Source organism: Bradyrhizobium sp. STM 3566, from assembly GCF_045571445.1.
Classification (GTDB): domain Bacteria; phylum Pseudomonadota; class Alphaproteobacteria; order Rhizobiales; family Xanthobacteraceae; genus Bradyrhizobium; species Bradyrhizobium vignae.
On sequence record NZ_CP120692.1, the window covers coordinates 2,428,892 to 2,454,885 of the forward strand.

At 64.9% G+C, this 25,994-nt stretch carries 19 protein-coding genes and 4 pseudogenes; 13 read left to right on the top strand and 10 right to left on the bottom strand.

Features of this window, described 5'->3' with window-relative positions:
• Positions 1-141 precede the first annotated feature (141 nt).
• Together P6U27_RS11520 and P6U27_RS11525 are read left to right on the top strand one after the other, a co-directional pair.
• Positions 142-972: pseudogene (locus P6U27_RS11520) on the top strand (universal stress protein).
• 17 nt (positions 973-989) lie between these two features.
• Positions 990-3,683: a GNAT family N-acetyltransferase gene (locus P6U27_RS11525; protein ID WP_407194063.1), complete on the top strand. Its 2,694-nt coding sequence runs from the start codon at positions 990-992 to the stop codon at positions 3,681-3,683.
• Here P6U27_RS11525 and P6U27_RS11530 read toward each other — a convergent pair.
• Positions 3,672-3,895, bottom strand: a pseudogene (locus tag P6U27_RS11530) (phage holin family protein); the annotation flags it as partial. The gene P6U27_RS11525 and the pseudogene P6U27_RS11530 overlap by 12 nt on opposite strands.
• A 134-nt stretch (positions 3,896-4,029) precedes the next feature.
• Here P6U27_RS11530 and P6U27_RS11535 point away from each other — a divergent pair.
• Positions 4,030-4,266 carry a hypothetical protein gene (locus tag P6U27_RS11535; protein ID WP_407194064.1) on the top strand — a complete coding sequence of 79 codons (237 nt, stop codon included), beginning with the start codon at positions 4,030-4,032 and terminating at the stop codon, positions 4,264-4,266.
• 154 nt (positions 4,267-4,420) lie between these two features.
• On the top strand, positions 4,421-5,149 hold the full coding sequence (locus P6U27_RS11540; protein ID WP_122402267.1) for a Crp/Fnr family transcriptional regulator: 729 nt from the start codon (positions 4,421-4,423) through the stop codon (positions 5,147-5,149).
• Positions 5,150-5,159: 10 nt separating this feature from the next.
• On the opposite strand, the gene P6U27_RS11545 is transcribed toward P6U27_RS11540, so the two are convergent.
• A complete protein-coding gene (locus tag P6U27_RS11545; protein ID WP_122406551.1) occupies positions 5,160-5,936 on the bottom strand; it encodes a cyclase family protein in 777 nt (258 codons plus the stop codon).
• 293 nt (positions 5,937-6,229) lie between these two features.
• Here P6U27_RS11545 and P6U27_RS11550 point away from each other — a divergent pair, with 293 nt between their 5' ends.
• From P6U27_RS11550 to P6U27_RS11565, 4 genes and pseudogenes are all read left to right on the top strand, one after another.
• Complete coding sequence (locus P6U27_RS11550; protein WP_129144161.1) at positions 6,230-7,201, top strand: TRAP transporter substrate-binding protein; 972 nt, start codon at positions 6,230-6,232, stop codon at positions 7,199-7,201.
• A 66-nt stretch (positions 7,202-7,267) separates the two neighbouring features.
• On the top strand, positions 7,268-7,819 hold the full coding sequence (locus tag P6U27_RS11555) for a TRAP transporter small permease (protein WP_122402269.1): 552 nt from the start codon (positions 7,268-7,270) through the stop codon (positions 7,817-7,819).
• Positions 7,810-9,102: a TRAP transporter large permease gene (locus tag P6U27_RS11560; protein WP_407194065.1), complete on the top strand. Its 1,293-nt coding sequence runs from the start codon at positions 7,810-7,812 to the stop codon at positions 9,100-9,102. Before P6U27_RS11555 ends, P6U27_RS11560 begins: the two co-directional genes overlap by 10 nt.
• Positions 9,103-9,124: 22 nt before the next feature.
• Positions 9,125-9,932: pseudogene (locus tag P6U27_RS11565) on the top strand (SDR family NAD(P)-dependent oxidoreductase).
• A gap of 9 nt (positions 9,933-9,941) precedes the next feature.
• On the opposite strand, the gene P6U27_RS11570 reads toward P6U27_RS11565, so the two are convergent.
• The 4 genes from P6U27_RS11570 to P6U27_RS11585 are packed head-to-tail and all read right to left on the bottom strand — an operon-like array spanning position 9,942 to position 14,221.
• Complete coding sequence (locus P6U27_RS11570) at positions 9,942-10,640, bottom strand: molybdate ABC transporter substrate-binding protein (RefSeq protein ID WP_407194066.1); 699 nt, start codon at positions 10,638-10,640, stop codon at positions 9,942-9,944.
• Positions 10,637-12,766, bottom strand: a complete 2,130-nt coding sequence (locus tag P6U27_RS11575; RefSeq protein ID WP_407194067.1) for a molybdopterin cofactor-binding domain-containing protein — start codon at positions 12,764-12,766, stop codon at positions 10,637-10,639. The genes P6U27_RS11570 and P6U27_RS11575 overlap by 4 nt, the downstream gene beginning before the upstream one ends.
• Positions 12,763-13,233: a (2Fe-2S)-binding protein gene (locus P6U27_RS11580; RefSeq protein WP_129144156.1), complete on the bottom strand. Its 471-nt coding sequence runs from the start codon at positions 13,231-13,233 to the stop codon at positions 12,763-12,765. Before P6U27_RS11580 ends, P6U27_RS11575 begins: the two co-directional genes overlap by 4 nt.
• 13 nt (positions 13,234-13,246) lie before the next feature.
• Entirely contained in the window at positions 13,247-14,221 is a 975-nt protein-coding gene (locus tag P6U27_RS11585; RefSeq protein WP_407194068.1) for a tripartite tricarboxylate transporter substrate binding protein, read from the bottom strand.
• A 232-nt stretch (positions 14,222-14,453) separates the two neighbouring features.
• Here P6U27_RS11585 and P6U27_RS11590 point away from each other — a divergent pair, with 232 nt between their 5' ends.
• Entirely contained in the window at positions 14,454-16,541 is a 2,088-nt protein-coding gene (locus P6U27_RS11590; RefSeq protein WP_407119753.1) for a molybdopterin oxidoreductase family protein, read from the top strand.
• A 130-nt stretch (positions 16,542-16,671) separates the two neighbouring features.
• A complete protein-coding gene (locus tag P6U27_RS11595) occupies positions 16,672-17,454 on the top strand; it encodes an enoyl-CoA hydratase/isomerase family protein (RefSeq protein ID WP_407119752.1) in 783 nt (260 codons plus the stop codon).
• A 123-nt stretch (positions 17,455-17,577) separates the two neighbouring features.
• Here P6U27_RS11595 and P6U27_RS11600 read toward each other — a convergent pair.
• The 4 genes and pseudogenes from P6U27_RS11600 to P6U27_RS11615 form a co-directional block, all read right to left on the bottom strand.
• Positions 17,578-17,733, bottom strand: a pseudogene (locus P6U27_RS11600) (helix-turn-helix domain-containing protein); the annotation flags it as partial.
• A 222-nt stretch (positions 17,734-17,955) separates the two neighbouring features.
• Positions 17,956-18,384 (bottom strand): GlcG/HbpS family heme-binding protein, encoded by a 429-nt coding sequence (locus tag P6U27_RS11605; protein ID WP_407119751.1) that lies wholly within the window; start codon positions 18,382-18,384, stop codon positions 17,956-17,958.
• Entirely contained in the window at positions 18,377-21,352 is a 2,976-nt protein-coding gene (locus tag P6U27_RS11610; protein WP_407194069.1) for an FAD-binding and (Fe-S)-binding domain-containing protein, read from the bottom strand. Before P6U27_RS11610 ends, P6U27_RS11605 begins: the two co-directional genes overlap by 8 nt.
• A gap of 104 nt (positions 21,353-21,456) precedes the next feature.
• Entirely contained in the window at positions 21,457-22,194 is a 738-nt protein-coding gene (locus P6U27_RS11615) for a GntR family transcriptional regulator (RefSeq protein ID WP_407123088.1), read from the bottom strand.
• Between the two features lie 133 nt (positions 22,195-22,327).
• Here P6U27_RS11615 and P6U27_RS11620 point away from each other — a divergent pair, with 133 nt between their 5' ends.
• The 3 genes from P6U27_RS11620 to P6U27_RS11630 all read left to right on the top strand — a co-directional run bounded on the left by P6U27_RS11620 (position 22,328) and on the right by P6U27_RS11630 (position 25,714).
• Positions 22,328-23,530: a pyridoxal-phosphate-dependent aminotransferase family protein gene (locus P6U27_RS11620; RefSeq protein WP_407119749.1), complete on the top strand. Its 1,203-nt coding sequence runs from the start codon at positions 22,328-22,330 to the stop codon at positions 23,528-23,530.
• A gap of 137 nt (positions 23,531-23,667) precedes the next feature.
• Positions 23,668-24,867 (top strand): pyridoxal-phosphate-dependent aminotransferase family protein, encoded by a 1,200-nt coding sequence (locus tag P6U27_RS11625; RefSeq protein ID WP_407119748.1) that lies wholly within the window; start codon positions 23,668-23,670, stop codon positions 24,865-24,867.
• 52 nt (positions 24,868-24,919) lie between these two features.
• The gene (locus P6U27_RS11630) at positions 24,920-25,714 is read left to right on the top strand and encodes an enoyl-CoA hydratase/isomerase family protein (RefSeq protein WP_122402283.1); all 795 of its coding nucleotides are present in this window, start codon (positions 24,920-24,922) and stop codon (positions 25,712-25,714) included.
• Positions 25,715-25,994 lie beyond the last annotated feature (280 nt).

The window sequence follows — 25,994 nt, forward strand, 5'->3', positions numbered from 1 at the left end:
CGATTGAAGTATTCATAGAATGACCCAGCGGCCAGTCCTTGACGTCGGTCAACGCCTGTTCCCGGGCGACCGGACGGAGTTTCCCCTACCTTGACGAGGATCAAGCGTCTCGACGTCAGCCGGCCTATTGTGGTGGCTGAGGTGCCCATCAAGGACGTCTTGCTGTCCCTTGTCGGCCAGCCGCGCGGGCCAGCCCTGGTTGCGATCGAGAAATGCGTGGCTGTCGCAGCGGATCTCGGCGCCAGGATCACCGCGCTCGTGCTCGAGGAAGAAGATGTTTTCGAGCGGCCGAAGGTGATGCTGCCTTACGATCGCGATTTCGTGCAGGCCAGTCCTGGGGCCGGCGACATGCAACAGCTCCTGAACGCCTTCAGCAACGCAGCTTCTCGGGCCAACATGCGCGCCCAAAGCCGATCGGGTAAGGTGCCTGCGGATCAGATCGGGGCGATCCTGGCCGAGCATGCCCGCTTCAGCGACCTCACGCTGGTTCCGGTAAAACCGCACGACAGCCGAACGGAGGCATGGTCGAGGCCTCCTTGTTCGAATCGGGTCGACCTCTTCTGCTCTGTCCCGAACATCTCGCGGACGAACTTCGGCCCGAATTCGAAAACGTCATGATTGCCTGGGATCACTCCGCGCGTGCAGTCGGCGACGCGTTGCCCGTCGTTCGGGCTGCCGCCTCGGTTCGCGTGCTGACTGTGGCGGAGGACAAGACTGACGCGATCATGCAACCCGGAGCGGCTCTCGTCGGTCATTTGAGGGAACACGGTGTCCGGCAAGGTGTTGGCAAGCTGGGCGAATTCCCATGGTATCGATGCGATCGTGATGGGCGCCTATCATCATTCGCGCCTGAATGAGATCGTATGGGGTGGTGTGACAAAGACCGTCATTGGCCAGCCACCGTGCTGGGCTATGATTTCACACCAGGCGCCTGCTTCCGGCCTGATCGTCAACCATCGGAACCGCCGGTGACCGGCGTATTTGCTTCCATGTCAATTTATCGTCTGAACAACCTGCTGTCGCCGCGCTCGGTTGCGCTGGTCGGGGCGAGCGCCCGTCCGGCGTCGGTGGGACGTGCCGTCCTGGAGAACATTCGCAAGGCCGAATTCAAGGGGCAGTTTGGCCTCGTCAATCTGCGCCATGCCGAGATCGCCGGCGTCGCGGCGGTGAAGAGCCTGGACAGGTTGAACTTCGTGCCCGAACTCGTGGTCATCACCGCGCCCGCGAGCGAGATTCCAGACATTATCGACCAAGCCGGGCGTCGCGGGTCTGCGGGTGCGCTGATCGTCTCGGCCGGGCTCGGCCAGGGGCCGGGATCGCTGCACGAGGCTACAAGCACTGCTGCCCGCAAGCACGGCATGCGGCTGATCGGGCCGAACTGCCTCGGCATCATGATGCCCGGCGTCAGCCTGAACGCCAGTTTCGCCGCGCACATGCCGGGAACGGGCAACCTCGCGCTGATTTCGCAATCGGGCGCGATTGCCGCCGGCATGGTGGATTGGGCCGCGCAGCGCGGCGTCGGCTTCTCCGGTATCGTCTCGATCGGCGATCAGATCGACGTCGACATTGCCGATCTGCTCGACCATTTCGCGATGGATCACAAGACCCGCGCGATCCTGCTCTACATCGAGGCCATCAAGGACGCGCGCAAGTTCATGTCGGCTGCGCGCGCCGCCGCGCGCGTGAAGCCTGTCGTCGTGGTGAAGTCTGGCCGCATGGCGCAGGGTGCGAAGGCCGCTGCCACGCATACCGGCGCGCTTGCCGGTGCCGACGCCGTCTACGACGCGGCGTTCCGCCGCGCGGGCGTGCTGCGGGTGTCTGATCTGCGTGAGCTGTTCGATTGTGCCGAGACACTGGGCCGTGTCGAATCCCCGACGGGCAAGCGTCTCGCCATCCTGACCAACGGTGGCGGCATCGGCATCCTCGCCGTCGATCGATTGGTCGAGCTCGGCGGAGTTCCGGCAACCATCTCGGCCGACGCGCGCAAGAAGCTCGATGCGGCGCTGCCGCCGACCTGGTCCGGTGCAAATCCCGTCGACATCGTGGGCGACGCCGATGCCTCGCGCTACGCGGCGGCGCTGGAGGAACTGCTGGCCGATCGCGACAATGACGCAGTCCTCGTCCTCAACGTGCAAACCGCGATCGCCTCGGCCGCCGAGATCGCGACGACCGTGACTGAGCTCGTCGGCAAGTATCGCGAGCAGCACCGCCGGTGGGCGAAGCCCGTATTGGCGGCCTGGGTTGGGGCCGATCAGCACATCATTCAGGCACTCTCCGGCGCCGGTGTGCCGAACTATCCCACCGAGGACGATGCCGTGCGCGGGTTCATGCATCTGGTCCGGCACCGCGAAGTGGTGGAGGAGCTGAGCCAGGTGCCTCCCGCGATGCCCGATACGTTCGTTCCGAACACCCAGGGGGCGAGAGAGATCGTCGCCGCCGCGATCGCGGACGGTCGTGAATGGCTCGAGCCTGTCGAGATCAAGCACCTGCTCGAAGCTTACGACATCGCGATGGTGCCGACCTATGCGGCAACGGATGTCGAGCAGGCGGTGGCCTATGCGAAGCATATCTTCGCACAGGGCGGCACCGTCGTGCTGAAGATCATGTCGCGCGACATCATCCACAAATCCGATGTCGGCGGCGTCGTGCTCAATCTGACCACTCCCGAAGCCGTGCGAGGCGCTGCCACCGGCATTCTCGCGCGGGCGAAGAAGCTGCGTCCGGAAGCCCGCCTCGGCGGCGTCATCGTCCAGGCGATGGTCGTCAAGGCAAAGGCCCGCGAGCTGATCCTGGGTCTCGCCGACGATCCGACCTTCGGTACGGTGGTCGTCTTCGGCCGCGGCGGGACGGCGGTGGAGATCATCAACGACAAGGCGCTTGCGCTGCCGCCGCTCGATCTGCAACTGGCTCGCGATTTGATCGACCGCACGCGGGTGTCGCGGTTGCTGAAGGCCTACCGCGATGTGCCGGCGGTCAAGCAGGATGGCGTGGCCATGGTGCTGGTCAAGCTGGCGCAGATGGCCGCCGACATTCCCGAGATCCGCGAATTCGACATCAATCCGCTGCTGGCGGACGAAACCGGCGTGACCGCGGTGGATGCCCGCGTCGCGGTCGGGCCGCCGCAGCGGAAGTTCGCCGGCTCCGGCCCGGCCAATTTCGCCGTTCGCGCCTATCCGTCGCAATGGGAGCGGCGCCTCAAGCTCAAGGACGACTGGCGCATCTTCGTGCGGCCGATGCGCCCTGAGGACGAGCCGACCATCCACGAATTCCTGCGTCACGTCACGCCGCACGACCTTCGCCTGCGCTTCTTCGCACCGATGAAGGAGTTCACCCACGAGTTCATCGCGCGCCTGACCCAGCTCGACTATGCACGTGCGATGGCCTTCATCGCATTCGACGACGCCACCGGCGAAATGGTCGGCGTCGTCCGGCTCCATTCGGACTCGATCTACGAGAGCGGCGAATACGCGATTCTGCTGCGGTCCGATCTCAAAGGCAGGGGGCTCGGCTGGACCCTCATGCAGCTGATCATCGACTACGCGCGGGCGGAAGGGTTGAAGTTCATATCGGGCGACGTGCTCCAGGAGAACACCGTGATGCTCGACATGTGCCGGCAGCTCGGCTTCGAGGTCAAGCCGGATCCGGCCGAGCCTGATATTTGCGACGTCAGGCTAAAGCTCTGAACTCGCATCGGCGCACGTCTTGGCCGTCGTCCGCAAATTCTTGAGCATGAGCGCGATCAGCGGCACCAGCGCCGGCACGATCGTGCTGAGCGGATGATGCACTGCGCCGGACACCCGGGCCTGCAGCGCACGGGCCTCGAGCTGGAGGGCTTCGACGGAGGCGCCGTGAATTTCGTTGGCGAGCTCGATATCCGCCCTGACGGTGCGCGGCCGGGGTCCTGCTCGGCCGAGGCGCGGCCGACGAGAAGGTTGCGACCTTTCTACTCGGCTGGCGTGAGCGGCAGGTCGCGCTCAAGGTCAGGCCGCGGCCATGGCCTCGACGCGAGCCGAATCCGGGAGGAGCATGATGCCCGCTGATGCGTTGCTGGTGACCATTGTCGTCGTCGCGATCTTCGCATTTGCCGCAGTTCTGGCTTGGGCAGACCGGCAAACCAGCACCGGCCGGCTCATCCCGGGTCCAAGCGCGGAAGCTCATCGTCCGCGTCCGGCGCGCCGACGACCGATGCGCAAGCGGGCGCGGGCGTTCGGCAGCGCCTCAACGCAATATCGGCTTGCGCTGCTTGCAACTCTGCATCGACGGTGATGTATCGACACATCCTTCGGATGCATCCTTGCGACTTTACCACGGCCATTTCGTGGCATTTGCCTCAAATCGCGCGCGTGCTTTCCGGTTGAAAAGCCTGATAACGTTGACTACGCAGGAACCCAGTGCCTCGTAGTCTTAGGAGCAACGCGGCGTGCCTCAGGACAAGACCGGCGACCCGCGACAGTCGGCGGGCAACAAACTATCGGTCCTGCGCAAGCACCCGATCTTCGCGGATCTGGAGCCGGACGCGCTCGATCAGCTCTGCCGCTACGCCAAGCACACCACGGTCAAGCGCGGCGCAACGATCGCCGCCAAGGGCGATCCCGGCAACAGTCTGTTCGCGGTGATCGCCGGCACAGTCAAGATTTCCTCTTCGTCGCCCGATGGACGGAACGCTATCCTCAATCTGATCGGCCCGGGCGAAATTTTTGGCGAGATCGCAGTGCTCGACGGCGCTCCCAGGTCGGCGGACGCGACCGCCAACACCAATTGCGAGCTCTACGTCATCGATCGTCGGGACTTCCTGCCTTTCGTGAAGAGCCAGCCGGCGCTGGCGATGAAATTCATCGAGCTGCTGTGTGCGCGTCTGCGCTGGACCAGTCAGCAGGTCGAGCAGGTGATCCTCCAAAATCTGCCGGGCCGGCTCGCGAGTGCGTTGCTGGGCCTCACCGAAGAGCGCAAGCTCGATTCCGGCAGCGGCACGCTCGCCATCACGCAGCAGGAGATCAGCGAGATGGTCGGGATGACGCGCGAGAGCATCAACAAGCAATTGCGCGCCTGGGCCGGCCGTCACTGGGTCCGCCTCGAGCACGGCGCCATCGTCGTGTTGGATACCGACGCACTGCGCGAGCTCGCCGAGAGCGGCCTCGACGGCGAGTGACGCTTCTGGCCTAGTTGTCGATGATGGCGACCGCGCGGGTCCAGCCTGCGGAGGCGCGCTCGATCTTCACCGGGAAGCACGAGATCGTGAATCCGGTCGAAGGCAGCAGGTCGAGATTGTGCAGCTTCTCGAGATGGCAATAGCCGATATGCCGTCCCGCCTTATGGCCCTCCCAGATCAGGCCGGCATCTTTTGTTTCGGCATACTTCTTGGCGGTGTAGACGAACGGCGCATCCCAGCTCCAGCCGTCGGTGCCGGTCAGCCGCACGCCGCGTTCGAGCAGGTACATGGTGGCTTCATAGCCCATGCCGCAGCCGGAATTGACGTAGTCGGCCTTGCCGAATTTTGCGCCGGCGCTGGTGTTGACGACGACGATCTCAAGCGGCGACAGCCGGTGTCCGATGCGCTTCAGCTCCTTCTCGACATCCTCGGCACTCGCCACGTAGCCGTCGGGCAGATGCCGAAAGTCGAGCTTCACGCCGGGCTGAAAGCACCATTCCAGCGGCACCTCGTCGATGGTCCACGACCGCTCGCCGCGGTTCATGGTCGGATGGAAGTGCCAGGGCGCATCGAGATGAGTGCCGTTGTGGGTGGAGAGCGAGACCTGCTCGACCGCCCAGCCCTGGCCGTCCGGGAGGTCTTCCGCCTTGAGGCCGTCGAAGAACTGCAGCATGCGCGGCAGGCCCTGCTGGTGATCGATATACTGGATCGTCGGGTGATTGCCGGGCGGATCGGCGGTCACGTCGTTTGTGAGCGGCACCGAGATATCGATCAGCTTCCGCGGCATGGGCATTCCCTCAAGTAGATCCGGAAGTTTCGGACATCTTGAGGGGCCATCTTGGTAGCGTCAATTCACGTGCGGGCGACGCCAACCAGGCCCGTGCTCTCCATGACTTGCCCCAGATCGATCGATGCAACTCTTGCATTGATCGATGCCGGATTTGGCTTGGACAGAGAATGCCGGCCGCCCTAGGGACGACTTGGTGCTTGACTTCACACCTGAAGTGGAGCGACCCAAGGCGGCCAGCAGCCGCCCCGACAACGATATAATCAATCCAATCAACCAGGAGGAAAGCCCAGATGAAGACGCTAACCGGTATCATCACAGCCGTTGCACTGGCGGTTTCAGCGTCCCTGGCGACCGCACGCGATTTCCGCTCCGCCGACGTGCACCCTGCCGACTATCCGACCGTCGAGGCCGTCAAGTTCATGGGCAAGCAGCTCGCAGCCGCGAGCGGCGGCAAGCTCGGCGTGAAGGTGTTTCCCAATGGGGCCCTGGGCTCAGAGAAGGACACGATCGAGCAGCTCAAGATCGGCGCGCTCGACATGATGCGCATCAACTCATCGCCGCTCAACAACTTCGTGCCCGAAACCATCGCCCTCTGCCTGCCTTTCGTCTTCCGGGATACGCAGCACATGCGCACCGTCCTCGACGGGCCGATCGGCGATGAGATCCTGGCCGCGATGGAGCCTGCGGGCCTGGTCGGCCTTGCCTATTACGACAGCGGCGCGCGCTCGGTCTACACCGTCAAGGCACCGGTCAAGTCGCTCGCCGACCTCAAAGGCCTGAAGATCCGCGTGCAGCAGTCCGACCTGTGGGTCGGCATGATCCAGAGCCTCGGGGCCAATCCGACTCCGATGCCGTATGGCGAGGTCTATACCGCGCTCAAGACCGGCCTCGTGGACGCTGCCGAGAACAACTGGCCGTCCTACGAATCCTCGCGTCACTTCGAGGCCGCTAAGTTCTACAACGTCACCGAGCACTCGCTCGCGCCCGAAGTCCTGGTCATGTCGAAGAAGGTCTGGGACACACTGAGCAAGGACGATCAGGCCATGATCCGCAAGGCAGCCAAGGAATCGGTCCCCGTCATGCGCAAGCTCTGGGACGAGCGTGAGCAGGCCTCGCGCAAGACCGTCGAGGCAGCCGGCGTTCAGGTCGTCACCATCGCCAACAAGCAGGAGTTCGTCGATGCGATGAAGCCTGTGTACCAGAAGTTCGCCGGCGACGAGAAGCTGCAGAGCCTCGTCAAGCGCATCCAGGACACGAAGTAGAAGCACGGCGGATCGGGTCCGGCGTCGCTGCAAGGTGACACCGGACCCTCGCGAGAGAGGCGCGGGATGACAGACCCACACGTCGCAGATCACGAGCAGGAGGCGGTCACGGGACGGCCGTCCACCGGCCTGCTCTCGCGGATCAATGCACCCATCGCGCGCGTCGGCATGTATCTGTCGGTGGCCGGACTGGTCGTCATCGTCACCATCGTGTTCTACCAGGTGTTCGGACGCTACGTGCTCAATTCCAGCCCGACCTGGACCGAGAATCTTGCCCTGGTCCTCATTCTGTATGTCACGCTGATCGGCGCCGCCGTCGGCGTGCGCGATGCCGGACACATCGGCATGGACAGTCTACTGGTCATGCTTCCGCATCATGTGCGCGAGAAGATCGAGATCGTGATCCACGTCCTGGTGGCCGTGTTCGGGATTGCGATGGCCTATAACGGCTGGATCCTCGGGGCATCGGTCGGCACCGTGAAGATCCCCAATCTCGGCCTGCCCGAGGTGATCCGCTACGTGCCGCTGATCGCCTCCGGCATCCTGATCGTTTCGTTTTCAATTGAGCACATCATTGCGCTCCTGCGCGGCGAAGAGGTCGTCCCCTCATGGAACTGATCATCCTCGGCGCCACCTTCTTCGGCTTTCTCGTCCTCGGCGTACCCGTCGCCTTCGCGATCGGCCTGTCGGCGATCTGCACCATCCTCTACGAAGGCCTGCCGGTCGCCGTCATCTTCCAGCAGATGATGTCGGGGATGAACATCTTCTCGTTCCTCGCCATTCCGTTCTTCGTCTTCAGCGGCGAGCTGATGCTGCATGGCGGCGTCGCCGACAAGATCGTGAAGCTCGCCAAGAACCTCGTCGGGCACATCCGCGGTGGCCTCGGCATGTCGAACGTGGTTGCCTGCACGCTGTTCGGCGGGGTCTCGGGCTCGCCCGTAGCCGACGTGTCGGCGATGGGCGCGGTGATGATCCCGATGATGAAGAAGGAAGGGTTCGACACCGACTACGCCGTCAACGTCACCACCCACGCCTCGCTGGTCGGAGCCTTGATGCCGACCAGCCACAACATGATCATCTATGCGCTGGCCGCCGGCGGCAAGGTCTCGATCGGCGCGCTGATCGCCGCGGGCCTTTTGCCGGCGCTGGTGCTGATGGTGTGCATGCTGGTCGCCGCCTATGCGGTCGCGGTGAAGCGCGGCTATCCCGCCGGCAAGTTCCCGGGCTGGGCCGAGGTTTTCCGTTCGTTCGCGGCCGCGCTGCCGGGCCTGCTGATCGTCGTCATCATCCTCGCCGGCATCCTGTCCGGCGTCTTCACGGCCACCGAATCCGCCGCCGTTGCGGTCACCTACACGATCCTGCTGACCTTCTTGATCTACCGCACCATGACTTTGCAGAACTTCCTGCGGGCCGCGGCCAAGGCGGTGAAGACGACGGGTGTGGTGCTGCTCCTGATCGGCGTCTCCACCATGTTCCAGTACCTGATGGGGCTCTACGAGGTGGCCGACTTCGCCGGCGATTTGATGAGCAAGGTGTCGACGCAACCCTGGATGATCTTCCTGCTCATCAACATCATCCTGTTCGTGCTCGGCACGTTCATGGACATGGCGGCGACCATCCTGATCTGCACCCCGATCTTCCTGCCGATCGCGATGAAGGCGGGCATGGATCCGGTGCAGTTCGGCATGCTGATGCTGATCAACTGCGCCCTCGGGCTCAACACTCCGCCGGTCGGAACGACGCAATTCGTGGGCTGCGCCATTGGCGGCATCTCGGTGGGGGCGGTGATGCGGACCATCCTGCCGTTCTATGCAGCGCTGATCGCAGCGCTGATGTTCGTGACCTACGTTCCTGCATTCTCGCTGTGGCTGCCGCGTCTTTTGATGGGCTACAAGGGTTAGCAGCACCAGGGAGAAGCTATCAGTGACGGACTATCGCAAGCTCTTCGATCTCACCGGGAAGACCGCGGTCGTGCTTGGCGCCGCTTCCGGCATCGGCAAGTCATCGGCCGAGGCGCTTGCGGATCTCGGCGCCCGCGTCGTCTGCGCCGATCGCGCGTTTGATGCGGCGGAGGCAACTGCCGCCGGCATTCGCGACAAGGGCGGCTGGGCGGAGGCAGCTAGTTGCGACGCCGCAAGCGCTGCTGATGTCAATGCGCTAGCCAAAACCGTCATGCAGAAGTTTCCGCGGCTCGACATTGCCGTGAAGACGCCGGGGCTCAACATCCGCAAGACCATCCTCGACTACACCGAGGAGGATCTCGATCGCGTCCTCAATCTCAACGTCAAGGGCACGGTGTGGTTCTTCCAGGCTTTCGGCCGCATCGATGGTGGAGCAGAACGGCGGTAGCATCATCGCCTGCTCCTCGGTGCGCGCGGTCACCATCGAGCCCGGCCTCGGCGTCTACGGCTCGACCAAGGCAGCGATAGGCCTCTTGGTGAAGGGCTTTGCCTCCGAGGTCGGCCATGCCGGCGTGCGCGTCAACGCGATCGCGCCCAGCATCGCAGAGACCGCGCTGACCGGCCCATTCAAGCAGCGGCCCGACATTTACAATCTCTACGCCGGCCACACCGTGTTCAATCGCTGGAGCAGCGCCGACGAAGTCGCGACTGCCGTGGCCTATCTGGCCTCGGACGCCGCGAGCTATGTCAGCGGCAGCACGCTGTTCGTTGACGGCGGCTGGACTGCGGTCGACGGTCCGCCGACCGGGCTCACCCAGCTGCACAAATAGGCCGGCCGTTTAGTCGGCAAAGCCCACGCGCCGGCGCAGTTCCCTCCGGTCTGCGCCGGTCAATAATGCCACCAGCGCAGCGGCCTCCTTTGGATGTGCGGCCCGCGCGGTGACGCCGGCCGTGTACATCGTCACGAGTTCGCAGCCCGGCGGCAGTGATCCCGACAATGCGATGCCGTCGGTGGCAATAATCTCGGTGGCCTGAGTACAGCCGATCGGCCTTCGCGCAGTGGAGGCCGCAAGCTCGCGCATCGCCGTCGCGCCGTTCGGAAATATCTTCAGGCGCGAAGCAACCTCATAGGCGATGCCGAGCTGATCCAGCAGCTTTGCGATGTGCTGTCCCGCCGTGGACGCCTTCGTGTCCGGGACGTAGATGGCGTCGGCGGAACGCAGCATCTCGCGCAAATCGGCTTCGGTCTTCACCTCCACCCGGGGATCGCGGCTGCGGACCGCGAGTGCGGTCTCGACCCGGCCGACATTCGCGATCGAGGAGGGAATGACGAGCTTCTCCTCGGCCAGTTTTGCGAGGAGCGCCTGCGTCAGGATCACGAGATCGGCCGCCGTACCGGCGCGCAGCTTGTCGGCCATGATGCCGACTGCGCCGAACTCGCCGTCGATACTGAGGCCGGTCTTCGCCTTGAAGGTCTCAGTGAGGCCGCGCACCAGGCCTTGCGCGGCACCCCCGCTCAAAATGTTCACTGTGGTCACGATGCAAGCTCCGCAGCTGCAATGATCCGGTCGCGCGTAATCGGCAGGTCGCGCACGCGTATGCCGAGGCAATCGTAGACCGCATTGGCGATCGCTGCCGTCACCGGGCCGTGCGCGGCTTCACCGGCGCCGACCGGCTCGATCTCGGGCCGTTGGATGATCTCGACATCCACCGCCGGCACCTCGCTGAACCTCAGGATCGGATAATCGGTCCAGGAGACCGAGGTGATGCGCGTCCGGTCGAAGCGGACGCGCTCCTTCAGCACCCAGCTCGTGGCCTGGATGGCGCCGCCCTCGATCTGATTGACGACGCCATCGGGATTGATGGCCTCGCCGACATCGACCGCAAGCGTCAGCCGCTTCACGCGGATGTCCTCCGCGCCTTCAATCTCCGCAATCGCGGCGCAATAGGCCCCCGTGTTCTTGTAGCGGGCAAAGCCGACGCCGTAGCCGATGCCGGATCGCTTCTGCGGCTTCCACTGCGCGCGTCGCGCTGCGACGCGGATCACATCCTTCGCCCGTTCGTCGCGCAGGTGGCGCAAGCGGAATGCGATCGGGTCCTCGCCCCGCAGGGCCGCGATCTCGTCGATCAGGGACTCGATGGCGAACACGTTGCCTTGCGCGCCGAGGGTCCGCAGCGCGGAGGTGCGCACGGGCATCGTCAGCAGCCGGTGGCTCGTGATCGTCCAGGCTGGAAAATCATCATAGAGAGGTACGGAGTTGCGATCACCGCCGCCGCCATTCGCAGCCGGTGGATTGGAAGAGATCATGCGCGGATAAGGGTTCTCGATCTCGCTAGCCGCGAGCAACGCCGGTTGCGCCGCGCGTCCGGGCCGCGCCGCATGGCCGTTGCTCCAGATCGCATGGCGCCAGCCGACGATCTCATTGTCCGCATCGAGGTCAGCCTCGATCTCGATGGCCATCGCCGCACCAAACGGCGCATGGCTCATCTCGTCATGGCGCGACCACTGTACCCGCACCGGACGGCCGCTGGCCGCTTTCGCCAGCAGCACGGCATCGAGCGCGACGTCGTCGGCCGCGTTGTGACCGTAGCAGCCGGCGCCCTCCATATGCTCGACGATGATGCTTTCTGCGGGCAGCTTGAGCACGATCGCGAGATCAGCGCGCAGCAGATAGATGCCCTGGCTGTGCGTCCAGACGTGGACCCGATCACCCTGCCATCGCGCCATGGCGCAGGAGGGCGCGGTCGAGGCATGCGCGATGTAGGGGCGGGTGTATTGCCGGCGCAAGGTCCGCATGGCTTGCTTCGGAGAGGTCGCCGTCCTGGCGTCGATGACGGTGGTCTGGACCGGCTGGCTTTTAAGGAAGCCCGCGAGATCGTCTTCATCGGGCAGCGGTTCGCCGGTCGACCATGTCGCGCCCTTGCGCAAGATCTTCAGAGCGGCTTCCGCCGCGGCCTCGCTGTCGGCAACCACGCCTGCAAAGCTGCCGTCGCGGACGACCGCGACGAGGCCGGGGACCGCACCCGTCGCGACTTCGTCGAGAGCAATCAATTTGGCGCGCGAGACATCCGGCCGCAGCACGCGCCCGTGGAGCAGGCCAGGCAGCGGGCAATCGTGGATGAATCGTGGTCGTGCGAACACCTTGTCGGGAATGTCGACCCGCGGGACCGAATGTCCGGCGAGGGCGCGCCCCGCAGCGCTCTTCGCTGGCGCGCCCGCGTTGGCGTCGCGGTCGAGCGAGACCTCGCCAGCGAGCTCCCAGTAGCTGGTCCTGACATTGCCGGGACCCGAGATCGTGCCGTCATCGATATCGAGCAACGCTGCATCGACACCGAGACGTTCCGATGCGGCCGCGAGGAAACGTTGCCGCACCTCGGCGCAGGCATGGCGCAGCGCACGGCCGGATTGCTGGATTGACAGGCTGCCCGAGGTGACACCTTCGTTCGGGCTCATCGCCGTCGAGGCGCGGATCATGTCAATGCGGCCGAGATCGACGTCGAGCTCGTCCGCCGCGATCTGGGCCAGCGCCGTGACAATGCCCTGGCCGATCTCGACCTTGCCGGGCGAGATCGCCACGCGGCCACCATCGGTGAACTGCACCCAAGATGACAGCCTGGGATTGGCCACGAGACTGACCGGCAGTTTCGGGGCAGGGGAGGTCATGGCTCGGCCATCTCAGAGGCTGCGCGCAGCACGGCACGGACCATGCGATTATGCGATCCGCAGCGGCACAGATTGCGGTCGAGCGCCTCTCTCACCTCGGCCTCCGTCGGCGACGGATTCCGTTTCAGCAGCGCGGCTGCGCTGATCAGGATTCCCGAGACGCAATAGCCGCATTGCATCGCCTGCTCGGCGATGAAGGCGCGTTGCAGCGGATGCGGCTGCTGCATTGTGCCGAGGCCTTCCACCGTGACGACGTCCTTGTTCTCGACCGACCACATCGGCATGTCGCAGGAGGTCATCGCGCGGTCGTCGACCATAACATGACAAGCGCCGCACTCACCGGCTCCGCAGCCGAAATGCGGACCGGTGACGCCGAGCCGGCTGCGCAGCACGTCGAGCAGCGTCTGGTCCGGATCGACGTCCACGGCGATCGCTGCGCCATTGAGGCGGAATTGAAGAGAGGGCATGAGCAGTGCGGCCTCAGGACCTGTCGAACTTCTTGACGACATCGGCCCATTTTTCAATGTCGCCGCGCAGGAATTTGTCGAATTCCTGCGGCGTCATCGACATGGGCATGGCGCCCTGTTCGGTCCAGAGCTTGACGATGTCGGGCCGCTTCACCATTGCGTTCACCGCCGCATTGAGCTTGTCGATGACGGCCTTGGGTGTGCCCGCGGGCGCCATCAGGCCGAGCCAGATCGTGGCCTCGTAACCAGGCACCCCGGCTTCGATCGCGGTCGGCACGTTCGGAAGCACCGCGGAACGCTGCTTGCCCGTGGTGGCGAGCGCGCGGACCTGGTTTTCGGCGACATTCGAGGCCATTGCCGGCACCGCGTCGATCATCATCTGCACCTGTCCGCCGATCACGCCGCTGCGCGCCTCGCCGCTGTTGCGATAGGGCACGTGGACGATATGGATGCCCGCCATCGCTTTGAACAGCTCGCCGGCCATGTGATAGGGCGTGCCCTGGCCGGAAGAGGCGTAGTTCAGCTTGCCCGGCTGCGCCTTGGCCAGCGCGATGAACTCTGGCAACGTCTTCGCCGGGACCTGCGGGTTCACTACGATGACGAGATCGGAATAGTTCACCGGCGCGATCGGCGCGAGGTCGCGCATCAGCTCGTATTTGCGCTTGTCCGGCGTCAGCAGCGATTCATTCGCGGTCTGCGTGTTGGACATCATCAGCAACGTGTAGCCGTCGGCCGGCGATTTCGCAGCTTCCACCGTGCCGATGACGCCACCTGCCCCGGTGCGGTTCTCGATCACGAAGGGCTGGCCAAAGCTCTCCTGGAGCACGTTGCCGATCAGCCGGGCCGCGACGTCCGCCGGCCCGCCGGCGCCAAAGGGCACCACGATCCGGACTGCGCGGTTGGGATAATCCTGCCCGGAGGAGGGGGATGCGGAGAATGCTGCGAGCAGGCCGGCGGCCAGCACCAGCATGAAGCTTCGGGCTGTCATGCCCACCTCCCTGATATCGTTCTTGTTGGCCGGTACTGTAGCGGCAGGGAATGCGGACTGTCGACGCCTCACGGCAGTGATTGGGCCAGGAATACCGGGCGGATGTCGGTGTGGCGGTCCGCATTTCGCGGCCGCAGCAGGAACCTGCAGCATGCGCGGTTTGAGCAAATCGCATGGGCCTTGCCGGATAAATGCGCTCGGCCGGCTGGTAATTTGGTGTTACGAACTGGACATGAACCAGCACGCCAAGATCGAGATCCGCCATTCGACCTGTCCGCACGACTGCCCCTCGGCCTGTGCCCTCGATGTCGAGGTGGTCGAGGGCCGCAGCATCGGCCGCGTCCGAGGTTCGAAAAAACAGACCTATACGGCCGGCGTCGTCTGCGCCAAGGTCGCCCGCTATGCCGAGCGCATCCATCACCCCGAGCGGCTGACATTCCCGATGCGCCGCATTGGGCCGAAAGGCTCCGGTCAGTTCGCGCGCATCTCGTGGGACGAGGCGCTCGACGAGATCGCGCAGCGCTTCAATCAGGCCGAGCGCGAGTTCGGGGCGGAATCGGTCTGGCCCTACTACTACGCCGGCACGATGGGCCTCGTGATGCGCGACGGGCTCAACCGTCTGACGCACGTCAAGAAGTATTCGCGCTTCTATCAGACGATCTGCTCCAACGTCGCGCGCATCGGCTTTGCGATCGGCACCGGCAAGATCGCCGGCGTCGACCCCCGCGAGATGGCGCTGTCCGACCTCGTCGTGATCTGGGGCACCAACCCCGTCAACACCCAGGTCAACGTGATGACGCACGCCTCCCGTGCCCGCAAGGAGCGCGGCGCCAAGATCGCGGCGGTCGACATCTACGACAACGAGACCATGAAGCAGGCCGACATCAAGATCATCCTGCGCCCTGGCACCGACGGCGCCTTCGCCTGCGGCGTGATGCATGTCCTGTTCCGCGAGGGCTATGCCGACCGCGCCTACATGGATAAATACACGGACTGCCCTGCCGAGCTCGAGGCGCATCTGAAGACGCGCACGCCGGAATGGGCGTCCGCCATCTGCGGCGTGCCCGTCGCGGAGATCGAGGCCTTTGCCAAGGCGGTCGGCGAGACCAAGCGGACCTTCCTCCGCCTCGGCTACGGCTTCACCCGCTCGCGCAACGGCGCGACGCAGATGCATGCGGCGCTCTGCATTCCCGCGGTGACGGGCGCCTGGCAATATGAAGGCGGCGGCGCCTTCTTCAACAATTACGCGCTGTGGCATTTCAACGAATCCATCATCGAAGGCCACGACGCCATCGACAAGTCGACGCGCGCGCTCGACCAGTCGCAGATCGGCCGCATCCTTACCGGCGATGCCGAAGCTCTGCAGGGCAAGGGCCCGGTCAAGGCGCTGCTGATCCAGAACACCAACCCGATGACGGTGGCGCCGGAGCAGTCGCTGGTGCGGCAGGGCTTTGCGCGCGAGGATCTGTTCGTCGCGGTGCACGAGCAGTTCATGACCGAGACCGCCGAGATGGCCGACATCGTACTGCCGGCGACCATGTTCATGGAGCATGACGATCTCTATTACGGCGGCGGTCACCAGCACATCTCGGTCGGGCCGAAGCTGATCGATCCGCCCGGCGAATGCCGCTCCAACCACGAGCTGCTGCAGGCGCTGGCGCCGCGGCTCGGCGCCAAGCATCCGGGCTTCGAGATGACGCCGCGTGAACTGATCGACGCGACGCTGAAGCTGAGCAATCACGGCGACATCGCCGGCCTCGAAGCCGACATCTGGCGCGACCTGCAGCCGGACTTCCGCACCTCGCATTATCTCGACGGCTTCGCCCACGCCGACGGGAAATTCCACTTCAGGGCGGATTGGGCGCACCCGCCGTTCGGCCGGACGATGGGCGATTTCGACAAGATGCCCTCGCTGCCGGACCATTGGGCCGTGATCGAGCATACCGACCAGGACCACCCGTTCCGCCTCGCGACCAGCCCCTCGCGCAGCTTCCTCAACACGACTTTCAACGAGACGCCGTCGTCGCAGGCGCGCGAGGGCAGGGCCAGCGTGATGATCCATCCCCTGGATGCAGCCACGCTCGGCATCGCCGATGGCGATGCGGTGACGCTCGGCAACAGCCGCGGCGAGACCACACTGGTCGCAACCGTGTTCGAGGGCGTGCGGCGCGGCGTGCTGATTGCCGAATCCGTTCACCCGAACAAGGGCCATATCGGCGGCCGCGGCATCAACATGCTGACGGGCGCGGACACGATCGCTCCGATCGGCGGGGCCGCGTTCCACGACAACAAGGTCTGGATCAGGAAAGCGGTCGCCTGAGTGCGCATGGGGATCGCCGCGCAATTTGTGTCGAGGCGCTAAAGCGGCGCGGCCCCGCAGTTTGCGCTTGCACCTCTCGCCCGAGCTGCCGCAAATGGCGGTAAAACGGAGCCAATGAAGCGAGCGTGCCATGACCGACACCACTGCCGTCATCATCGAAAAGCGCGGGCAGGCGCTCTGGATCACCATCAACCGGCCGGAGAAACGCAACGCGCTGAACGGCGATGTCATCGCCGGCATCACACGCGGCTATCGCGACGCGCATGAGGACAAGGACGTCCGCGTCATTGTGCTGACGGGCGCGGGAGACAAGGCGTTCTGCGCGGGCGCGGATCTGCAGAACTCCGGCGCGGCGTTCGCGATGGATCATTCCAAGCCGAATGTCGACTATGCCGACCTGCTGCGCCTGTCCCAGAACGCGACCAAGCCGGCGATCGCGCGCCTCAGTGGCGTCTGCATGGCCGGCGGCATGGGCCTGCTCTGCATGACCGACATGGCGGTTGCCGCCGATCACGTCATCTTCGGTCTGCCCGAGGTGAAGGTCGGCGTGTTTCCGATGCAGGTGCTGAGCCTGTTGCAGAGGAGCGCGCCGCCTCGTCTCGTCAACGAATGGGCGCTGACCGGCGAGCCGTTCGATGCGAAGGCCGCGCAAGCTGCGGGCCTGCTCAACTACGTCGTGCCCGCCGCCGAGCTCGACGCCAAGGTCGACTGGCTGATCAGCCGCATCGTCGACAAATCCCCGACCGCGATCCGCCGCGGCAAATACGCCATGCGCGCCATCGCCGCGATGTCGTTCGATGAGAGCATCGCCTACACCGAAAGCCAGATCGCGCTGCTGGCAATGACCGAGGATGCGAAGGAGGGGCTGAAGGCGTTCAGCGAGAAGCGCAAGCCGGTCTGGACGGGGAGGTGAGGATGGGGCGCGAAGGAACGACGCACGCACGTACACCGTGACTGTCATGCCCGCGACCCGGCTGCGCCAAGGCTTCGCCGGGGTGAAGGTCCAGGGGCGCCGAAGCTTTAGCGAAGGCGGCAGACGGTGATCCGCTTGCCATCGTGCAAGCCATTTGTAGCCCGTGTCGGGATGGATATTGAACCGCCGGCAGAGCTCCCGCCGGTTCGCTCCCTCCTGCATCGCAAGCCGCACGAACTCCCGCCGCTGAACCATCACCGACACCTCTCGCCAGGGCATGGACTTGGCCTCCCTTTACTGCCAAATCCCTGCACTATGATGTGTCGGCTATGTCCCCGAACACCCGTCGGTCATGTCCCCGGGCTGAACATCAGACCGGGCGATGACAACGAAAGTGTAGTGAGAGCGTGCCACCAGCTCGTCATGGCGAGCGGAGCGAAGCAAATCCAGAGACCTTTCCGCTGCGGGCAGCGAACGACCTTGTAGCCTGGATGCAGACCGCTACCCCGCGTTCGCCTTCAACCCCGCCGCCTGGATGCCCGCCACCGCGCAGGCCTCGTCATTGTCGGAGGTGTCGCCGGAGACGCCGACCGCGCCAATCAGCGTCGTGCCGTCCATGATGAGCACGCCGCCGGGAACAGGCACCAGTGCGCCCTTCGCAATCGTGTTCACGGCGTCGATGAAATAGGCCTGCTCCTGCGCGCGCTGGAATAGCGCCCGCGAGCCCATGCCCATGGCGAGCGCGCCATAGGCCTTGCCGTGGGCGATCTCGGCGCGCATCAGGCTGGTGCCGTCCTGCGCGGCGGCGAGCTTGAGCACGCCGCGCGCGTCGAGAATGGTGACGACCAGCGGCTTGAGCTTCAGCTCGGCGGATTTTGCGAAAGCGGCGTCGAGGATCTTGCGGGCGGTGTCGAGCGTGAGGTCAGCCATGGCTGGTTTCCTTTGCAGCTGGAGAAGTGGAATCGGTTTCGGCGCGATCGAGGCTCATCGCCAGCACGCGCGCGACGTGAAGGGCCTCGCGCTGCGTGCCGTCGCGGATCTGATGGCGGCAGGAGGTGCCGTCGGCGACGACCAGCGTATTCTGATCCGCACGTCGGACGGCCGGCAGCAGCGACAGCTCGGCCATCTCGATCGAGGCATCGTAGGTGTCTGCGCCGTAGCCGAAGGCGCCGGCCATGCCGCAACAGCTCGATTCGATGGTCTCGACCTCAAGGCCGGGGACGAGCCGCAGCACCTGCTCGACCGGCTTGAACGCGCCGAAGGATTTCTGGTGGCAATGGCCGTGCACCACGGCCTTGTCCGCGACGGTCCCGAGCGGCAATTGCAGCCGTCCGGCCTCGGCCTCGCGCACCAGGAACTCCTCGAAGGTCAGCGCGTGGGCGCCGACGGCCTTGGCGTCGTTGTCCTTGCGCAGCGATGCGAGCTCGTCGCGCAGCGTCAGGAGGCAGCTCGGCTCCAGGCCCACGATCGGCACGCCGCGCGCGGCGAAGGGCGCGAAGACCGACACCAGCCGGTCGAGCTCGGCTTTGGCTTCGTCGACGAGACCTGCCGAGAGGAACGTGCGACCGCAGCACAAAGGGCGGTTGCCGTTTGCAGGCTTCGGCATGTGAATGCGATAGCCGCCAGCCGTGAGCACGCGCACCGCGGCGTCCAGGTTCTCGCGCTCATAGATGCGATTAAAGGTGTCGGCGAACAGCACGACCTCGCGGCCGCTTTCCGGCCCGACGCTTTCGGCCGGCGGCACGAACACGTCGCTACGGAACGCGGGTAGCGCCCGGCGCGCGCTGATGTCGGCAAAGCGCTCAAACAGCTTTCGCAGCAGCGGGCTGCGGTTGCGCAAATTCGCCAGCGGCGCGAAGCGCGAAGCAAGGCTGGCATAGCGCGGGAGGTAGCCGACCAGGCGGTCGCGCAGCGTCAGGCCGTGGCTGGCGGCCCGCGCCGCGAGCACCTCGATCTTCATCTTGGCGATGTCGACGCCGGTGGGGCATTCGTGGCGACAGGCCTTGCAGGAGACGCACAGTTTTAAAGTCTCCATCATCTCGTCGGACGCGAGCGCATCGGGGCCAAGCTGGCCGGAGATCGCGAGACGCAGCGTGTTTGCACGTCCTCGCGTGACGTCCTTTTCGTTGCGCGTCGCGCGGTAGGAGGGACACATCACGCCGCCCTCCAGCTTGCGGCAGGCGCCGTTGTTGTTGCACATCTCGACCGCGCCCTGGAAGCCGCCGCCGGCGCCGGGATAGGCCGACCAGTCGAGCTTCGTCTTCAGCTCGCCGACGCGATAGTCGGGCTTGAAGCGGAACAGGGAGCGGTCGTCCATCTTGGGCGCATCGACGATCTTGCCGGGGTTGAGGACGCCCTTGGGATCGAAGCGCCGCTTCACCTCCCTGAAGTCGGCAACGAGACGCTCGCCGAACATGGTCTCGTGGAATTCGGAGCGCACCAAGCCGTCGCCATGCTCGCCCGAATGCGAGCCTTTGTACTCGCGCACCAGCGCGAAGGCCTCTTCGGCGATGGCCCGCATCGCCTTGACGTCCTTCTCCAGCTTCAAATTCAGCACCGGACGCACATGCAGGCAGCCCTCGGAGGCGTGTGCATACATCGTGCCGCTGGTGCCGTGCCTGGCAAACACTTCGTTCAGCCGTGCGGTATAATCGGCGAGATGCGGCAGCGGCACGGCGCAGTCCTCGACGAAGGAGACCGGCTTGCCCTCCTGCTTCATCGACATCATGACGTTGAGGCCGGCGGCGCGGAAATCGGCAATGCCGCTCTGCAGCGCCGGCTCGGTGATCTCGACCACGCCGCCCCATTTGCGCGTGTCCTTGTTCCAGCCGAAGCCGAGATCGCCCATCATTTCGGTGAGCTGCTTGAGGCGCAAGAGATTGTCCGCCTGGTCCTCTTCCGCGAACTCGACCACCAATACCGCGTCCGGATCGCCCTTGATCGCCGCGGAGATGATCGGACGAAACATCGCGATGTCGCGGCCGAGTGCGATCATGGTGCGGTCGACCAGCTCGACCGCGATCGGCTTGAGCTTGACGAGGTGCTGGGCCGCATCCATCGCCTCGTAAAAACTGCCGAAGTGACAGACGCCGAGCGCCTTGTTGCGGATCACGGGCCACAGCTTCAGCTCGACCTTGGTGGTGAAGGCGAGGGTACCTTCCGAGCCGACCAAGAGATGCGCCATGTTGTTCGGCGCATTGCGGGGCACCAGCGCATCGAGATTGTACCCGCCGACCCGGCGCTGCACTTTCGGGAAGCGCGCCGCGATCTCTTCGGCCTCGCGTGTGCCGAGATCGAGCATGTCGCGGAATAGGGCGCGGGTGCTGTCGGGCGCATCAACGTCGGAGAGATCGCGCGACACCTCGCCGAAGCGGCTCAGCGTGCCATCAGCGAGCGATGCCTCCATCGAGAGGGTGTTGTCGCGCATGGTGCCGTAGCGCAAGCTGCGGCCGCCGCAGGAATTGTTGCCGGCCATGCCGCCGATGGTGGCGCGCGAGGCCGTGGAAACGTCCACGGGAAACCACAGGCCGTGCGTTTTGAGCTGACGGTTGAGGTCGTCGAGCACGATGCCGGGCTCGACGACGCAGGTTCGGCCCTCGACATCGAGCGACAGGATCCGGTTCAGGTGCTTGGAGAGATCGACGACCAAACCGTCATTGACCGTCTGGCCGCATTGCGAGGTGCCGCCGCCGCGCGGGGTCACCTTCACCCCCTCGTCGCGGGCAATCGCCAGCGACAGCAAGGCCTCGTCCATGGTCCGGGGCACCACCACGCCGGCCGGCATGATCTGGTAGAACGAGGCGTCGGTGGCGTAGCGGCCGCGGCTGAAGCGGTCGAACAGGACGTCGCCGGTCATTTCCGCGCGCAGGCGTCGTTCGAGCGAGGAGGCGTTGGTCATCCCTGATCCCGAGGTGATCCACAGGGGCGTTCCGCCCAGCGGATTATTCACTCTTGCGTTTGCCGGTTACATTATGAATTCAAAATGAGCAAGCTGATCGGGTCTTAGGGCGATGCCTGTGCGCCCTCTTGGGGCTCGGTCAGGTGCTCGATCGCCGCCATCCGCTTGTTGCGCAGGTGCTGGAACAAGATGTCGCTGAGCTCGCTGCCGGCGCGGCGGCGCAGTGCATCGAGGATGGCCTCGTGCTCGCGCATCGCCTCCGCCCAACGCTGCCGCTTCCGGGCGAAATTGGCGGAGTAGCGGACGCGGCGAATGCGGCCGGCAAAATTGGCGTAGGCGGTCTTCAGCGTCTCGTTACGGGCGGCCGCGACGATGCTTTCGTGAATGCGCTGGTTGGCCTGGAAATAGCCGTGCATGTCGCGGTGCAGGTAGTGGCCGTACATTTCGTAATGCAGCTGCTCGATCGCGGTGATCTCGGCATCGGTGATGGTCTCGCAGGCGAGGCGCCCGGCCAGGCTTTCCAGTCCCGCCATGACATCGAACAGCTCCTCCAGGTCGCGCCGGCTGAGTTGGCGCACCCGCGCGCCGCGGTTGGGTAGCAGCTCGATCAGCCCCTCGGCGGCGAGTACCTTCAAGGCCTCGCGCAAGGGCGTGCGGGAGATGCCGAGCATCTCGCAGAGCTGCCGCTCGGGAACGCGCCCGCCCGCGGGGATGTTGCCCTCGACCACATAGTCGCGCAGCCGCAGCAGGATCTCGCCGTGAAGCGACGCCTCCTGGCGGTCGCGGCCATTCGCGTCGGGCGGGGTGATCGGAACTCCGGTGTCGGGAATCGTGGATTTCATTTGCAGCACAGTAGTTTGCCCGTTTGGTCGCGTCGACGTCCACAATCGAATACCAAATTTCGATTGAAGAGACAAAAAATGAATGCAAAATGATGGAAGAAGCCGGTCCATTACCGCCGACGAGGAGGTCTTCATGCATCAGGGACGCCATTTCCTGCAGATTCCCGGCCCGAGCCCGGTCCCCGAGCGCATCCTGCGCGCCATGGACATGCCTGTCATTGATCACCGCAGCGCGGAGTTCGGCGAGCTTGGCCGCACCGTGCTCGAAGGCAGCCAGAAGATCTTCCAGACCAAGGGACCCGTGGTGATCTTCCCCTCGTCGGGGACCGGCGCCTGGGAGGCCGCCATCGTCAACACCCTGTCGCCGGGCGACAAAGTGCTGATGGTCGAGACCGGCCATTTCGCCACGATGTGGCGGCAGATGGCCGGCCGTTTCGGCATCGAGGTCGATTTCATCCCGGGCGACTGGCGCCGCGGCGCCGATCCGGCGGTGATCGAGGCGAAGCTCGCTGGGGATACCGCGCACGCGATCAAGGCCGTCATGGTCGTGCACAACGAAACCTCGACCGGCGCGACCAGCCGCATCGCCGAGATCCGCGCCGCAATCGACCGCACGGGCCATCCCGCACTGCTGATGGTCGACACCATCTCCTCGCTCGGCTCGGTCGACTATCGCCACGACGAGTGGAAGGTCGACGTCAGCGTCAGCTGCTCGCAGAAGGGTTTTATGCTGCCGCCCGGCCTCGGCTTCAACGCGATCTCGGAGAAGGCGCTGGCCGCGTCCAAGACCAACAGGATGCCGCGCTCCTATTTCGACTGGGAGGAGATGCTCAAGCCGAACGCAAAAGGCTTCTTCCCCTATACGCCGGCGACCAATCTGCTCTACGGCCTGCGCGAGGCGATCGCGATGCTGCTCGAGGAGGGGCTCGACAACGTATTCGCCAGGCATCAGCGGCTTGCCGCCGCGACGCGCGCCGCCGTCCATCATTGGGGGCTCGAAGTGCTCTGCCAGGAGCCCTCGGAATTCTCGCCGGTGCTGACCGCGGTGCTGATGCCGCCCGGCCATGATGCCGACCAGTTCCGGAAAGTGGTGCTCGACAATTACAACATGTCGCTCGGCTCTGGGCTTTCGAAGGTCGCCGGAAAAGTCTTCCGCATCGGGCATCTCGGCGAATGCAACGCGCTGACGTTGCTCGGCGCGCTCACCGGCGTCGAGATGGGTCTGTCGGTCGCCGGCGTGCCACATCGCTCCGGCGGTGTCGATGCCGCGATGAAGCTCTTGGAGCAGCGTCCCCAAGGCAACGCCTCGCCGCATCTGAAGATCGCCGGCACGTAAGGGTGGTCGCGGTGGGAGCGGATGGCAGACGGGCCCGCCCACGATCCACGGACGTCCTCTTTTGGAGGAGGGGACAAGCCGGTCAAATGGTGCTATTCGGCGCCCACCAAACCAAGGCTAGACCGGGAAGGACGCCGATGACCGTGCATACTGGAAGGCATTTCTTACAGATTCCAGGACCGACCAACGTGCCCGATCGGGTGCTGCGGGCGATGGACATGCCGACGCTGGACCATCGCGGTCCGGAGTTCGCCGAGCTCGGTTTTGCCGTCCTCGCTGCGATGCAGCGGGTGTTCCGCACCAAGCAGCCCGTGATCATCTTCCCCTCGTCCGGCACCGGTGCGTGGGAAGCGGCGATGGTCAATGTGTTCGCGCCCGGCGACAAGGTCTTGATGTGCGAGACCGGCCAGTTCGCCGTGCTCTGGCGCGGCATCGCCGACAAGTTCAAGCTCGACGTCGACTTCATCCCGAGCGACTGGCGCCATGGCGCCGACCTCGCCGAGATCGAGAAGCGCCTTGCCGCGGACAAGCAGCACGCCATCAAGGCGGTCTGCGTCGTCCACAACGAGACCTCGACCGGCTGCGTGACGCCGCCGCTGGAGGTGCGCAAGATACTCGACCGCACAAAACATCCGGCGCTGCTGATGGTCGACACCATCTCCGGCCTCGGCTCGATGGAATATGAGCACGATGCCTGGGGCATCGACGTCTCGGTCGCGGGCTCCCAGAAGGGCCTGATGCTGCCGCCGGGGCTTGGCTTCAACGCCATCTCGGAAAAGGCGCTCGCCGTTGCCAAGGCCAATCCGGGCATGCGCTCCTATTGGGACTGGCAGGAGGTCATCAGCTTCAACAAGCTCGGCACCTTCCCCTACACGCCCGCGACCAATCTGCTCTACGGCCTGCGCGAAGCCGTGAAGATGCTCGAGGAGGAGGGGCTGGAGAATGTCTGGGCCCGACACAAGCGCCACAGTGCAGCGACTCGCGCCGCCGTCAAGGTCTGGGGCCTGGAGACGCAATGCGCCGATCCGGCCGCGCATTCGCCGGCGCTGACCGGCGTGCGCGTGCCCGAGGGTCACGACGCCGACGCCTTCCGCAAGGTGGTGCTGGAAAACTTCGACATGTCGCTCGGCACCGGCCTGAACAAGGTCAAGGGCAAGGTGTTCCGCATCGGCCATATCGGCCATTTCAACGATCTGATGCTGATGGGCACCCTCGCTGGTGTCGAGATGGGTCTCGATCTTGCAAAGATCCCGCATCGGAGCGGCGGCGTGCTGGCGGCCATGGACGTCCTGAAGGGACGCGACGTGGTGCCGATCACCAAGGCCCAAGTCGCTTAGGGATCCGGGCGCTTAAGGGCGAACGAACTGAAGTAACGAAAGTGAGCGCGCGATGAACGCACCGACTGCCAACGAAGACCTGCTCTACTCCGTCCAGGACGGCATCGCGCGGATCACCTTCAACCGCCCGCAAGCGCGCAACGCCATGACCTTCGCCATGTATGACCGCATGGCGGAGATCTGCCAGGAGATCAACGCCGACCGTTCGATCAAGGCACTGATCCTGACCGGCGCCGGCGACAAGGCGTTCGCCTCCGGCACCGACATCTCGCAATTTCGCGCCTTCAAGACCGCGCAGGACGCGCTCGACTACGAGGCCCGCATCGACCGCGTGCTCGGCACGCTGGAGCAGTGCCGCGTGCCGGTGATCGCGGCCATCGCCGGGGCCTGCACCGGCGGCGGTGCCGGCATCGCGGCCTGCTGCGATCTCCGCATCGGCACCGAGACGACGCGGATGGGCTTTCCGATCGCGCGCACGCTCGGCAACTGCCTGTCGATGTCCAACATCAGCCGCGTCGTCGCGCTGGTCGGGCCTGCCCGCACCAAGGATCTGATCTTCAAGGCGCGCCTCGTCGAGGCGCAGGAGGCGCTGGCCCTCGGCCTGCTCAACGAGGTCGTGCCCGACGTCGAGACGCTGCAGCGCCGTGCCGACGAGACCGCAAAGCTCGTCGCCAGCCATGCGCCGCTGACGCTGGAGGCGACCAAGGAGGCGGTGCGTCGCATCCGCCGCACGCTGTCGCGCGAAGAGGGCGAGGACCTGATCCTGAAAGCCTATATGAGCGAGGATTTCCGCGAGGGCATGGACGCTTTCCTCAACAAGCGCGCCCCGAACTGGAAGGGCAGGTAGCGAACTCCCGCTCAAAAGCATCCCGATCGAGAAAACGAAACAGTTTCGTTTTTTGCCCCGGCATCCAATTCGCGCGACGAGAGCGAAATTTTCGATGCGTCGGTATTTTCGGGCACGGCAGGCAGCCTGTGCTCTATGGAGCCACGCGAAGCACGTGTATGCACTCGGTCCTCGTGCCAAACAAGTTGCCATTGGTCTGTTGGGCGCACGACACATCTCTAATCCTGATAGAGGCATCAGTGGATAGAGATTAACGGACCAATCTCGTTAAAAGCTCTCG